This window comes from Paenibacillus macquariensis (assembly GCF_900156375.1).
Lineage (GTDB): Bacteria > Bacillota > Bacilli > Paenibacillales > Paenibacillaceae > Paenibacillus_AQ > Paenibacillus_AQ macquariensis.
The window spans coordinates 47,443-61,121 of record NZ_FTNK01000024.1 but is presented as its reverse complement, the minus strand read 5'-3'; the positions used below and the strand labels follow the sequence as shown (position 1 = coordinate 61,121).

General features: G+C 35.6%; 15 protein-coding genes and 2 pseudogenes. 9 read left to right on the top strand and 8 right to left on the bottom strand.

Translation table 11 applies throughout. From position 1 onward, the window contains the following. From BW961_RS26165 to BW961_RS30725, 5 genes are all read right to left on the bottom strand, one after another. On the bottom strand, nt 1-224 hold a 224-nt coding region (locus BW961_RS26165; protein ID WP_083714060.1), incomplete at its 3' end, for a helix-turn-helix domain-containing protein. 208 nt (nt 225-432) lie between these two features. Beyond that, entirely contained in the window at nt 433-636 is a 204-nt protein-coding gene (locus BW961_RS26160) for a hypothetical protein (protein WP_068584698.1), read from the bottom strand. A 51-nt stretch (nt 637-687) separates the two neighbouring features. After that, nucleotides 688-1,086, bottom strand: a complete 399-nt coding sequence (locus BW961_RS26155; RefSeq protein ID WP_139331751.1) for a hypothetical protein — start codon at nt 1,084-1,086, stop codon at nt 688-690. A gap of 553 nt (nt 1,087-1,639) precedes the next feature. Continuing rightward, the gene (locus BW961_RS26150; protein WP_068584703.1) at nt 1,640-2,104 is read right to left on the bottom strand and encodes a hypothetical protein; all 465 of its coding nucleotides are present in this window, start codon (nt 2,102-2,104) and stop codon (nt 1,640-1,642) included. A 242-nt stretch (nt 2,105-2,346) separates the two neighbouring features. After that, complete coding sequence (locus tag BW961_RS30725; RefSeq protein WP_156510117.1) at nt 2,347-2,502, bottom strand: hypothetical protein; 156 nt, start codon at nt 2,500-2,502, stop codon at nt 2,347-2,349. A 331-nt stretch (nt 2,503-2,833) separates the two neighbouring features. On the opposite strand from BW961_RS30725, the gene BW961_RS26140 reads away from it, so the two are divergent. From BW961_RS26140 to BW961_RS26120, 5 genes and pseudogenes are all read left to right on the top strand, one after another. Beyond that, nucleotides 2,834-3,970 (top strand): DNA cytosine methyltransferase, encoded by a 1,137-nt coding sequence (locus tag BW961_RS26140; RefSeq protein WP_068584708.1) that lies wholly within the window; start codon nt 2,834-2,836, stop codon nt 3,968-3,970. Between the two features lie 75 nt (nt 3,971-4,045). Next, nucleotides 4,046-4,837: a TdeIII family type II restriction endonuclease gene (locus BW961_RS26135; protein ID WP_068584710.1), complete on the top strand. Its 792-nt coding sequence runs from the start codon at nt 4,046-4,048 to the stop codon at nt 4,835-4,837. A gap of 17 nt (nt 4,838-4,854) precedes the next feature. Further along, the gene (locus tag BW961_RS32010) at nt 4,855-5,592 is read left to right on the top strand and encodes a cold-shock protein (RefSeq protein WP_068584713.1); all 738 of its coding nucleotides are present in this window, start codon (nt 4,855-4,857) and stop codon (nt 5,590-5,592) included. Nucleotides 5,593-5,774: 182 nt separating this feature from the next. Continuing rightward, nucleotides 5,775-5,894: pseudogene (locus tag BW961_RS26125) on the top strand (GMP synthase (glutamine-hydrolyzing)); the annotation flags it as partial. A gap of 460 nt (nt 5,895-6,354) precedes the next feature. Beyond that, the gene (locus BW961_RS26120; RefSeq protein WP_068584716.1) at nt 6,355-7,209 is read left to right on the top strand and encodes a hypothetical protein; all 855 of its coding nucleotides are present in this window, start codon (nt 6,355-6,357) and stop codon (nt 7,207-7,209) included. Between the two features lie 103 nt (nt 7,210-7,312). On the opposite strand, the gene BW961_RS26115 is transcribed toward BW961_RS26120, so the two are convergent. Together BW961_RS26115 and BW961_RS31645 are read right to left on the bottom strand one after the other, a co-directional pair. Continuing rightward, entirely contained in the window at nt 7,313-7,555 is a 243-nt protein-coding gene (locus BW961_RS26115; protein ID WP_244556066.1) for an AbrB/MazE/SpoVT family DNA-binding domain-containing protein, read from the bottom strand. A gap of 331 nt (nt 7,556-7,886) precedes the next feature. After that, nucleotides 7,887-8,177, bottom strand: a complete 291-nt coding sequence (locus tag BW961_RS31645; RefSeq protein ID WP_068584843.1) for a helix-turn-helix domain-containing protein — start codon at nt 8,175-8,177, stop codon at nt 7,887-7,889. Nucleotides 8,178-8,394: 217 nt separating this feature from the next. Here BW961_RS31645 and BW961_RS26105 point away from each other — a divergent pair, with 217 nt between their 5' ends. Then, nucleotides 8,395-8,886, top strand: a complete 492-nt coding sequence (locus BW961_RS26105) for a hypothetical protein (RefSeq protein ID WP_068584721.1) — start codon at nt 8,395-8,397, stop codon at nt 8,884-8,886. Nucleotides 8,887-9,254: 368 nt separating this feature from the next. Here the strand turns inward: BW961_RS26105 and BW961_RS26100 are convergent. Then, nucleotides 9,255-9,440 (bottom strand): annotated as a pseudogene (locus BW961_RS26100) (IS3 family transposase); the annotation flags it as partial. Nucleotides 9,441-9,474: 34 nt separating this feature from the next. Here BW961_RS26100 and BW961_RS26095 point away from each other — a divergent pair. From BW961_RS26095 to BW961_RS26085, 3 genes are all read left to right on the top strand, one after another. Next, nucleotides 9,475-11,469, top strand: a complete 1,995-nt coding sequence (locus tag BW961_RS26095; protein ID WP_170878613.1) for an AAA family ATPase — start codon at nt 9,475-9,477, stop codon at nt 11,467-11,469. Next, entirely contained in the window at nt 11,466-12,593 is a 1,128-nt protein-coding gene (locus tag BW961_RS26090) for a hypothetical protein (protein ID WP_068584727.1), read from the top strand. Before BW961_RS26095 ends, BW961_RS26090 begins: the two co-directional genes overlap by 4 nt. A 312-nt stretch (nt 12,594-12,905) precedes the next feature. Beyond that, nucleotides 12,906-13,184: a hypothetical protein gene (locus tag BW961_RS26085; protein WP_068584732.1), complete on the top strand. Its 279-nt coding sequence runs from the start codon at nt 12,906-12,908 to the stop codon at nt 13,182-13,184. Nucleotides 13,185-13,679 lie beyond the last annotated feature (495 nt).

Here is a 13,679-nt window from a genome sequence, read left to right as displayed (position 1 = left end):
AGCTTAACCTCAGGATCTTCTGATCGAGTTCTCGGTCTACCAACTCCAGGGCCTATTGCTTTGCCTCTTTTCTTCTCCAGTACTTTAATTCCCTCCGCTTGAAAATGATTCACCCAACGTCGGACTAAGGAATGGTCGATATCCAATTCTTTACCTACACTCTTGTAGCTCATTCCCTTTTTGAGATAGAGATTGACTGCCTGTAACATCGTAATTTCGCCCATAAAAAAATCCCCTCCATAATAGACAGATTAATCGGCTTGCTTTTTTCTGTCTACTATAAGGGGAGCATATCAATTGAGTGGATGGCTTTTGATTGTTAATCCACTCCATCGTCTCTGTAACTTCATTCAGCACAAATTGCTTGTAACCATCGAAGATCGTCGTTAGAATGGGCATAGCTGCGAACGGATTGTGGAGAATCTTGAAACTTTAAGAAAATCCATTATCCGTCAATCTGTCTTCAAGTGTAGCAACAGCACTGATTCGGGTATTCCGTTCAGGCTGAAACAACCCAGTAGGCTCAAACTCGATTACTGGCTTACTAATCATATCAGATTCATGTTCTTGAGTAATAGAAACCTTCATGTCACCAGCGAAGATTAATAAATTCATTTTACTCTTATCAAGCTGCATGTTAGCTGCGTCTCTAATGACTCTACGTATAGTATCAGCGTCATTGCCTGTCTAAACACGATTGACAGGCTTGCGGATAGGAGACTTCACCTCTGTGAAGATGTCTCCAGCTTCAGTGTGGATGCTAAACTCGCCCTTTGTATTGCCCTGTCCCTTAGGATTGAAGGTTAGGGGATGTCCCATGCTCTCCATGACGTAAGCAGCTATCAGTTCGTTTCTAGCTTGAAAAAAGACATCCCATTGATTGTTCTTTAGACGTTTTTGTAGATCATCATCCACGATGCTGTGCCTGTACGCTAGCTGGATGTACTTGTCGAATTCAAGTTGCCTGATTACCGCTCCTTCGTCTGTTGCTACACCTTCTGAATCATCCATCCTCGACAGTCGAAGACCTAGGGTGCTTAGATATTGCTCTCCGTATAGTCTGGTGATGTTGTCAATGTTGTTCACTCCTTAGATCATTGCTGATTAGGTTAGGGCGCTAGGAACTACAGCAGATCGACGCTTGTTACATTCACGTTAAGATTATTAATTGATATCAATTGTACTGCTTGATATCCAATAAAAACAGGCACATTCTCGTTAGAAACCTGACGTGATTGCCGAATGTGCCGTATATTAAATCCGAGATTTATGTAATAACAGTATTTATTTGTCTCAGAATACTATTGAAGTTAACTCTAATTACATCTTTTTCGTGTTTTCCGATATAGCTGTTGTGTGCTACAAGATTTCTACAGTCAGCCATTTCGTTAATCTTAGGCAAAATACAATCCTAATCAGGAACGTATTTGGAAAATATACTCCAATTGTTACTAAGGATCATTCCAAGTTCTTGAAGTCGAGGTAAAATAACTCCGAATTCCCCCGTACTCTCATCCACTTATTCTTATCCTCTTGTTTTTTTCTGATGTCTATACTGTCTTAATGCTTTTATTTAAGTTGATACTTTTGAAGTAGTTAATTCCATGCATTTCTGTACAAACTTTCTCAATAAACAATCTCAGTAATTTTCCACGCTATAGTGATAGATATAAGCTTCAGCTATTTCATTCCCTTTCTCTTTTACATCAGTTGGAAGAAGGTTGCTTATGCTATCTGATCGTTGATTTATTGTATTATCCAAGTCTTCAGCCATAGATTTATCTACGTTATATACCTCCAAACTTGGAAGGAAATCAACGCTCATGACATCATAACCAGCTTCGGCAGGAAGTAGTCGATGACATATGCTTATGAGTTTTTTATTAGTATCGAGGTTTACCAAATCCAGATTATCAATCTGTACATAAAAGACCATCTGCATCCAGTATGCATTCCATCTTTCCCTCGAATAGTCACCAACGGTTCGGAAAGAACACTTTCCACCCTTTAACAATCTAACGATTTTCTCTTCATTAGTCTTTTCTAGATATTTCATTAAGGTTGAAAAGTAAATTTCTTCATTGGGATGTTCATAAGTAAACAAAATATCACACATTTTCATTTGAATTGAGCATATTAACGCTGATGAGCATAGAAGTACACTCGTCCATTAAAACGTCTTGAATTGGATAAGCAATATTCTTTCGCCTTGCTAGTATAAGCTTTCTGAATCGCTTCATAGCCCACGTTCTTCTTTCATCGTTTGGTTGGAGACACCTTTGTTCGTTGCTGATGACAGGATCAATCAGCCCCGTAATCATCCTTACCACCTGTACGCTTCACCTGCTATCCCTGACGTTTAAAGAACAGTTCTAGGTAACACTTAAACATTGTGCCGCTCATTTTATCGATCTCGTTGATATTGGCTTTCTTCAGCTTTTCTTGAATGTAGAAGATTCGGACTCCAATGGCTGTAGCTAGTACGATAACGATGGTGATCATAACCATGCTCCCCGAAGCGATGAACCATACCTGCTGAACGTGAGATTAAATGCAAGGACAAAGGCACAGCCAACTGCTAGTTGCATTGCCATTTATACGAATATAGGTTCTTTCTTACATCTTCTAGCCAAATTAATTTTCTCCTGATCATATGGAAAATATCGGTTCTCCTATGGGTTATTATAACTATATCTAGTGTTTGGGGAATACAGGAAAACCATTTATCTGTATAGATAGGCTTGCTAGAGTTAATACTATTGTCAAAAAAAAAGTTGGACCAAAATCCAGATAAATGCTACAATTACTGAAGATAAGATTGTGAGGTGGCATTATGGCAGTAGCAATATCTTTTTTTTCAGGTGCTGGCGGGCTAGATATAGGCATGAAGAAGTCAGGATTTGATGTAAGACTAACCGTTGAAATAGAGGAAACCTATTGCGAGACGCTAAAAACAAACCATCCTGAGATGAATATCATTCAGGGAGATATAATGGACTATTCACGGGAAAGAATATTAATGGAAGCAGGTCTAAACGAAGAGGATGAAATTGACCTCATGTTTGGAGGAAGTCCATGCCAATCCTTCAGTACAGCAGGAAAAAGGCAAGCCTTTGGTGATCCTCGTGGACAAGCTATGCTCAAGTTTGCGGAATTAGTTCGGGAGACGAAACCGAAGGTTTTTCTTCTGGAAAATGTAAAAGGTTTGTTGTCGGCAGCAATAAAACATCGCCCAATTAATCAGAGGGGTGACAACTTCCCAACTTATGAACCAGATGAATTGCCAGGAAGTGCGCTTAATTTTTTGTTGGAGCAGTTCAAAGGATATAATGTTAATTATAAATTGATAAATTCTGCGGACTATGGAGTACCTCAAACAAGAGAGAGAGTGTTCTTTGTTGGAGTTAGAGAAGATCTGGGTGCTAAATTCGAGTTTCCAATTGCCACTCACAGTAAGGATGGATTGGGACGGCAAAAAAAATGGGTCAGTGTAGGCGATGCATTAGAATCAATAGAGATTAATGAACATCACTTTGTTGAATACTCCCCTGATAGACTTCAGTATATGAAGATGATCCCTCAAGGTGGTGGGTATTGGAGAAATTTACCTGATGATGTTGTTAAAAACGCCATGGGTGGAGCATATGAATCTGGTGGTGGGAAGGTTGGATTTTTCAGGAGACTTTGGATTGATCGTCCTGCACCAACCATGTTAACTTCTCCGATACAAAAAAGTACCAATCTTGGTCATCCATATGAAGACCGTCCATTGAGTATTGAAGAGTATTTAACGATACAGCAATTTCCAATTGACTATAGAGTTTCAGGTTCATTAACGAAGCAATATATCCAAATCGGGAATGCAGTACCAGTTGGATTGGCTGAGATACTAGGGAAATCTATCTTGAGGTTGCTTCAAGAAATTACTGCATGGAACAAAATGGTCAATGAAGTTGCAGTTACAAGATAAAGCATATAGTATTAAAGGTGTGGGAATAATTTCCCACACCTTTTTTGTATTTTATAATATATAGGGCGGTGTAACGTGAACGAAACGACTAAACAACATATAAAAACCCATTTGGCAGGTGTAATGCGTAAGATCATTACAAGGCGATTAGAGGAGCCATTTGGCGAAAATCAAGTCATGATTTCAAATCCGTTTGGATATAGACTTGTACCACTTGAAGTATGGAAGGGTGCAAAGTTCGAAAGGTCATTTGTTACTACACTTGGGCAAGGTATATTTGAACAATTAGCCAAAATCATAGCTGAAGGCAGTGGTGCTATTGCCAGTAATCAGCATGATGAAAGTTTTAGGGTATGTACTTGGCGTATAGAAAAAATTGATGAAATACTGAAGGCTCAAAGAGAGAATAGAAGTACTCCAGACTGGAACAGAGAGGTATCTGAAATACTAGCATTGAATAATGAAAGATTTGAAGATGTCACAGTTAAGTCTGACCTGTATATTTTAAGAGAAAATGGTAAGAAGGAATTTTACTCCTTCAAAACAGTGAAGCCTAATCTTGATCAAACTGAACGTGCAAAAAGAGATATGTTGCGCTTAGTAGCTGGAGGAACAGATGTAGAAGCATACTTTGCTTTACCATTTAATCCTGCTGGAGAGGGAGAACCCTATAGAAGTTCGGGTTTTACTATACCGTATAAGTTATTAAACCTTGATGACGCTACAAGTGTTTTAATAGGAGCAAGTCTTTGGAATAAGATTGGTGCAAGCGACAGTACATACTCTGAGTTGCTGGATATATTTGAAGAAGTGGGTCAAGAATTTACACCAATAATTAGGAGAGACTACTTTGGGCTTCAAGACTAAAGTATCAGAGGTGTACAATGGACAATGAGTGTTATTATGGTAAAGTTAAACGCTTTGACTCTGATAAAGGATATGGATTCATTACAAAGAATGTAGATAAATCTGATGTCTTTGTTCATTTCACCAACATCAGAGGTGAGGGTTTTAAGACATTAACTGTAGGACAAACTGTCGAATTTAACATAGAATCAGGAAATAGAGGTTTTATAGCTACCAACGTAAGTATTGTGATGAGAAATGCAGCAATCGAACATGATACTGAGGATAAAGGCTATTGGTGTAAAAAAGGTGAGTTAGAGGAGGAAGCCTTTGTAAGGGAGGTTGTTCCGAAGATAAGAAAAAATCTAATCAAACATCCGATGAAGACGACACGTAAGACATTTATTGACCTATTAAATCAAGACAATGGCAATGTTGCTGATTTAAAGGTTCAAAACACACCTTTCTTTACTATTGGAAAAAAAGGTTATGATCCCCAGTACGCTGTTACTTTTAATCACAAAGACTATGTTTACTACAAGAAGGAGTATCCAGATGCAGAGATATACTTCTGGGTAAACTGGAAACAGTTAGAATGGAACTCGTTTTCGGTTCATCCCTTATATGGTGTTTGGGAAGTTTCTTTTCAATTTTTAATGCAAGAGATAGAAGCAGGTAAAGCGTTACTTCACAAGTATATTCACAGGGAAAATGATGAAGTTAATGCTACAGAGAGTTATCTGTTTGATTTGAGAACGTTTAATCGATTGCTTTAGTACTTTGTTCTGAGGACAAAATATATTCTTACTTTTCTATAGGCGAAGTCTCTTAAACGACTAAAATAGCACAATAATAGACATGTAATGACCAAAAATTGTAGCAGGTAATTCACTCTATTGATGTAGGTAGTGGCATTGGGATTTACGGTGGTTTTATCATAAAAAAGGCTCAAAACCCACGTATCCCTTGGGATGTGCTAGAGAAAATCTCGGTGCGTATCGTAAACGAAGTAGACAACGTTAACCGTATCGTCTACGACGTAGCATTGAAACCACCTGCAACGATTGAGTGGGAATAGTTCACCGGATATGATTCTAAGGTATTCGATGTCGAGCGAAGAAGATAAACAGAGAGCAATAGATTGTATAGTTAAAGATAAGCCACTCTTTATGAGTGGATTTTGTTTTTAGATATATTGAGGGGATAGTAAATATCGAAATTTTTTATACTTTACAAAACATGGTTGTAACTGATCTGGTTGGCTAGGATTTTTTAAAGGAATTAGTTAGTTGAAAGTATAGACTGATCTTATTGAACTCGATATTTTTGTGATTTATCAGTAAAGAAATATAGCTAATCAAAGGATTGTATACGAAGGGACAGTCATCCTAGCTGTTCCCTTTTGGTGTATATATGTTTTTTTGGAGATATGCTTGAAACTTCTATCTTGATTCGACAAATTATGGTAGCATTTTACTGTTGCGATTTAGATCAAAAGGACTATGATGTAAATTGACGCAGATTCTACGAGGTGAAATATGGAGATTGATTATATTAAATATTTACCTGTTATAGCAGCAATACTGTCAGTTGTTCTTGGGTTTATGTTTGGGACAAGAACCAAAAAGAATGATAGGCTCATGCAATATACAGAAGAAAATCTCGAGAAATTATTTAGCCCTATGTATCATGAAATGCTGAAAATAATTTCTTGTGAAAAGCCTAAGGAAAGAGAAGAGTTAATTGATGTTTTTTTTGTTAAGTATCTTGCAAGTGATACTCCCATTTATAAAATTGGTAGCCTAGAGTTATTAGATACGTTCTATGAATTAAACGATAGTTATAATAAATTTAAGCGAGAACGCGATGAGGAAATCTGGGATGAATTTTTTTACAACTTTGAATGTGTGATATTTTACAAGGTAAATGAAGGATATAGAAATTCAACAAATTTACTTTATCGTGATTTTAATTGGCATCAATATATTCAGACAAAACCTTATTGGATGAAGTTTTACTTTGAATCAATGAAATTCCTATATGAAACAATAAAAGGTGTAACAGTGATCTCATTACTTTTGTTTTATTTCTCGGGTTGTTTTAGTTTATTTAAGATTGGACTTTTCCCTAAGGATTTCTGGCTTCTAAGTCTAGCTTTTTTAGGTTTAAGTGCTTTGACTATGCTCATATTATTAGTTCCTAACGCGCAATATATTTCTCTTACCTCCAATTCTAAGCAAAGTTTCACTAGAAAAGTTATGAGGAAGCACTTTCCGAAGTTACGTGCTAACTGGGATGGTCTTTTTAGAGTGAAGAAGGACTATGATAAGGTTCCAAAGATGTATAAAAAGCAGTTGTTTAAAGATGAGTCAGTTCGAGATGATAATGAGTAGAACTGACCAAAAACATAAAGGCTTGAAACTTTCAGTTTCATAAAGTTGAATTGGACTGAACGAATCGGCGGGGGAGAGGCTTATGAAGCAGATCTAATATTACTCAGAGGGATTCATTCCCTTCTGATTTTCCGAAGTCAATTTCTTTGTGCTGATTCGTTGGGGTAATTTGAGAGAGTAATTCTTCCAGAGTCGGCTTTTGTATTACAGGAATCAAGCTTAGACCACCCTTATCATCGGAATCCAAATTCATTTCAGTACCTTCATCAATACCTAACATTGAGGTGAATTGTACAGGATTTCGTAACACTAAACTGTTCCCCCATTTTTGTACTTTAACAGACACTGTGCTCACCCTTTGTCTATTTGATAAATCGATTATATCAACCTCTCCCCTTCACGTATATACGTGATGAGGAGAGGTTATTCCTTAGATTTCTCAAGTTAATTTCGGATAACCTGTATGATGAGTTGATCCAGTCGAATTATCTCTTGGTCTATGATGTCGAGTTATCTGAGTATCTTCAGCGCAAACTACTTAGAATTCAGGCGGAGAAGCCAACATGAATAATAGATACTAAAAAAGCTGATTGGAATTCCAATCAGCTTTTTTAGTATCTATGTAGAAGAATTTGGGGGAACACGAACTTTAATTCAATTTTTAAAGTTTGAAATAGTTATTCTTTGAATTCCATCTCGAAATTCTCTATGAGAACGGATGGTTTAATATGTAATGCATTGGCTAGCGAGATAATAGTAAGTAAAGAAGGAGCCTTTTCACCGTTCTCGAGTTCACTAATATAAGACCGATCGACACGGGAATATAAACTGAGTTCGTCTTGAGTTAGTTGGTTCACTTTTCGAAGCCTCCGGAGGGCCCTTCCAAATGCGAGGAGTTCAATTAACTTCTTCTTATCATCATTAGTTGCCAACTTTAAAACCCCTTTTTGATAGTTAAAGATAATCATATGCCATTTCATAGGGTTGTTTCTGTAGGCTATTGCCCACAAAATATAAATCGTGATATAATACATATATTGTAAATGAGAATAATGATAGGAAGATAGGAAGATAGGAAGTTCCTTACTTTCTAGAATGACCCATTAACATTTGTATATTAGCATTGTGAAACATACATTATACCTCAATAAAATCGCGCAATAACGGAAGTGGGAGCTGAAGCATGTGAATAACCTAACCTTCATGGCTGAATGCAGAGATCATACCAATAAGATAACCAGAACACAGGGGCATGGCACCCAATCTAAGACTATATATAATCTACATAATCTTGCACAGATCCATATGAACTGCACACTTCTATTTATACATCAGCACTCACCTCATGTGTGTATTATATTTAGCGATAGAGCATTGAAGTCCATGCTTCAGGCGCTGTACATGAAAGAGAAGAATACTGTGTTTCCTCCGCATTCATTATCACTGGAAGATGTGGTGGAGCTTACAGTTCAAGAGTCAGGTCCTGAGTTGGATACCGTGATGTTTATACATTCCATGCACTTTCTAGCAAGTCTCATAGATATATCTCCCATCGAGCACATGGAAACAGCATCTCTTAAGAAGTTGATGAAGAGAGTGGACGATGTATTAATTCAATTATCAGTACGAGTCATAAGTCAACCTTCAGAGCAGTATCACTCCATATTTTTGAAATAGTATTTCCTTAATCCCTCTAATATATGTAGTAATAAAAGGAGCTGTTTTCTTATTAAACTAATAGTTAATTACACAGTAAAGAATGAGATGGAACAGAGAACAAATATAATTAATGTAGATCCGGTGATTGCAAGTAATGATGATTATATTATTCACATTTCATCTAAACTAGCTGAAATAGAGAAATTATCACGCTCTGAGATTGAAGTCATAGGGATAATGGATAGCAAGTTATGAATTGATAATACAACGAGGAATGAGACGACAATCAGGGGTGTCCAATGACACAACTGAATGTGCCAACATAACTTAACGATGAAAAGCTTGAAAAATGGTCATTCTCCTGTCAAGTAGACAGATAAAAAAAGCTATGCAGCCAGCGCGTGCCGATACTCAATCGGCGCGCGCTGTTTGAGTTTAGCCTGAAACCGTTGATAGTTATAAAAGTAGATATAGTCTTCAACGGCTTGATGTATCTCGGCTTCTGACTTACACTGATGAAGATACAACTTCTCTGTCTTGAGATGCGAAAAGAAGGATTCGATGCATGCCGAAATTATAAATTATTATCTGAAAGGAAGGATTTATTTGCATCCTAAATTAGTTTATTTATACATAGGAACAGTTCATAGAAATTTTGAAAATCAGGGATTTGTTTTCACTAATGATTTCCGAATAAATTATAACAATGAAGAGCACTTAATCATAGAACAAAACTATAATCCCTATGAAAATTTATGGGGACCAACAATACAAGATATCAACTTGATTGTTGGGAAAAACGGCGCAGGCAAAACTACTTTACTTGATATTCTAGGTTCCATTAAGCAAGAGAGAAATGAATTGTTTAAAGTAAAACAAATACAAGACATGCAATGGTTTGCTGTATATCACATAGAGAATGATAAATTTGTTATAGAAGGTTATGACCCAAAGCTTATAAAAAACATAGAAACTACATCGGAAGGTGACAGCTATGATTATAGTTTTTATGTTAAATACGATTATTTAAATCAAGTGATCCATAATTTAAATTACACCCAACTTACAGAGGTAAACCTTACAACAGATAAAACTGATAGAGGAAAAACTTCTTTAAATAGAAAGATGGTTTCATTGTATTGTACTAGTAATAGAAATAAAAATTGGACTCAAAACACTAGAATAGGTAGAGGAACAGACTATGGAGTTAGCTTCAATAAGATATATCTGCAAAATCCTAAGTATTCCAATATATATAATTTTGTAGTTAAGCAATACTTATCTTGGGAAACACATTCTAATATGGATGAAGCATCATGTGTCATTAATTTGGAAGAGGTTAATATAGAGGATGCTTGGACTAAAGAAGATAAGGTTGCAAAAATCAAATTAAATCTGTATAAGAATCCCGCTTTAATTTTAGGATTTGATAAAAAATTTACATTACATTTATATGGAAGAATGTTGCCGTCAACTAATAAAAATAATGAGAGAAGTTGGACAAATAAACAACGTTATATAATTAGCTATCTTGAATATATGATTATAGGTTTGTGGACTAATTTAATTACAGAAACTGATAAGAAAAATATCGGTGAAAATATTGATGGTATAGAATTTATAAAGGACGGTTTTAGTAATCGAGTTAGTTATTTAATAGAAGTTATAAAAATAGTGTTCAATGTAATATGTACAAATGAGAAATATTTTAGTGATGAACCTTATAATTATGATATTTCAGTCATTCAGGAACTTGTATCTAACTTAAAAGAAATAGATATATCTTATTTTACATCCTACACAACTATTAGTTTAAATCTAAACACAGAATTCAATGAAGCGACCCATAAGCTACTACAAATTATAGATAGTTATAGTCCAAGTTTTTTTGGGTTCAAAAGCGAAAGTATTAACGTTAGCTTTTCTAATTTAAGCACTGGACAGATGGAGTTCATCAATGGGTTTTCAAACTTATACACAGCAATAGATATAGCGATGAACAACCCCCAAATAAGTTCTATACTGGTTCTATTAGATGAGCCAGATGTATCTTTTCATCCTGAATGGTCTAGACTTTACATCTATAACTTGGTTAAGTTTTTTGAGAATATCAATTTAGATCGAGAAGTTAAATACCAATTAATTATTACTACGCATTCCCCTTTTATTGTTTCAGATGTTCCGAAGGAATTTATTAATTGTATTTATATAGATGAAAAAAATCCGAATAAAAGAGTGATAAAGAAAGCGGAATTTGGATTAATGAGTAATTTCTATGACATTATTAAGAGTGACTTTTTTATCAACTCTCCTATTGGTGAACATGCGCAAACTGTCTTCAAAAAGTTAATTACAAGCATTGAGGAGCTGGATTTAGGTGAATCAGATAATGAAGAGAGAAGAGAGTTTATTCGAAAAGAGATAAAGAAAAAGGAAGGGATTATTACTGCAATAGGCGAGAAAATCATACGAGATAAATTAATGGAGCTTTTAAACGAAAAAAAGGCAACTCTATTCTTTCAAAATGACGTTGATACAAGAATAAATGAGCTGGAGAAAGAAATAAACTTATTAAAGAGAATGAAGGAAGAAAACCAATGATCAAATTAGATGATAGCCTTATTAATAGCACTGCAAAAGATTATTTTCTATACATCATTCAATTTATAGAAGAAGCTTATAAAAAAAATAAAATAAATTTTCCCAATCAGGTAAACGTTACTCATAAGTCTTTTATTGATTTATTTGAAACTAATAATAAACTAAATATTCAACTTATAAAAAGTATATTAATAGATCCATTTGAATTAACCAGCAGTCAATACCCTGAACTAAAGAATTATATGTTGACTAGCAAATTAGTTTTTTATAGTACTTCTATATCTGAAAAGTTACCTAAGGCTAGTTCCTTAAAAGAACGTAAGAAGATTAGAAAAGATTTTGTGAGTAAGTATTCAAATGATTGGATCGACCCTATTATTCAGAATTCTAATTATTATGAAAGTGACAAGAAGTTTCATAACTTTATAAAAGATATCGTAAATGAACTGCAAGATCTAGATAAATGGATTAGACTGTTTATTCAATATGATTTTTTAGAATCGAAAAAGCGACATGAGCTATTAGTGAAGCTTAATAACAGCGTGTGTCCTTACTGTAACAGACAATATACTACAAATTATGATGAGGGGGGAACAAAGAAATCCACAGCTGATTTAGATCATTTTTTCCCCAAATCCTATTTTCCTTTATTTTCTCTGTCTTTATATAATTTCATACCTTCTTGCCAGATATGCAACTCCAGATTTAAGCTAGCAAAAGGAAAAAATATTTTGTATCCATATGATTATGGTTTTGAAAAGGATGCTAAATTTGTTGTTAAGCTAAAAAGTAATAGTGACATAAATTCCCTAATAGGAAATAATAGTAATTTCGAGTTAGGTATTACTGCTGATAAATCGAGTGAAAGTATAGAAGAAATAGAAAGTAGTATTGAACTCTTTCGATTAAACCAATTATATCAGCATCATAAAGAATACGTGAGAGAGCTTTTGTATAAAAAATATGCTTATTCCAGTACTTACAAAGAACAACTTGAGGAGCTGTTTTCAGAAATGAAACTGGATAGATTTGAAATTAATCTATTTTTGTATGGTAACAATCTTAAAATAGATGAATTAGGAAGAAGACCTTTATCTAAATTGGCATTTGATATATTAACTTAACGGTCAGGCAATGGTTACATATGCATTAAGTATGATATGTCACTAATAAACTATCAAACTATCTTCCATTAAAGACACTGACCTTCAATGTTTTTGAGATAGGAGAAGTAAAAACTGGAATATGCACATGTTATTGTTCTCCGTTGCCGGAACAACAATGATAAGGCTAACCAATTCGTTCTGCAACTTCCAAGTGAAGTTGTTAGGCTCCTTCCGCTACCATTAGTGTGCTAGCTCCGTATGGTCAATATCGACTGCCATTAGCTGAAGGGATAACAGGCGTCCGATTGGATCAATGATAGCGGAGCACAATTGACGTTTGAGCTTTGCAAAAGTGAGGCGACAACAGAATTGGATAAGGCATCCAAAGAGAGCAACTTTCAATTTGCAGCGGACCTGATTCATTTCAATTTATATGGGATGCGTAATAGCGAGAGAAGAGAGATTAAAAACTTTAAGCACTATGTAGAAAGAGTAATTTATTTGTCTAAGGATGCCGTTAAGGTCTCAACGGTACTGGTTTGGGATCAACAGCTCGGTATGGACGGTATTTACCCAACTGGGTGGGCATCAGGCTGCCGATATTCGTAGCCTTTACGAAAAGCACTTATATAATTCTTGTCTTTTAAGAGGACAAGAAAATAGACCTATTGGAGCCCGCGCTGAGCGCGGACTTTTCATTTTATAGGTATAAGTTCTTGTCTTTTGCTCGAAACAAGAACTTAGCCCTATTGCCGAACATGGACAAGAACATAGTCTCATAGCGGATTTGGTAAATATCTATAGCACTTTCATTATTTTTTTCAACGATTTTCAAGGCTACCTACTCCATAACGTCGGCAGTTTCATGACCAGCAGAACCAGAATAGGAGTAACCGAGATGTACACTTCAGAACTGCTGTCTACTACCAGCTGTCCAGCCTGGCCGAACCTGGAAGCATCCCGGTGAGGAGCAGAGATGCTGTTTGCCGATAGTCGTACAAATCACTAGATAGACCCACGTCCTCAGGAGGCACGGCCGAAGATAGCTCCGCCCTATTTGATTAAGGTGGCGCATTGACCAAATAGTTCAGGGTATAAGTATAT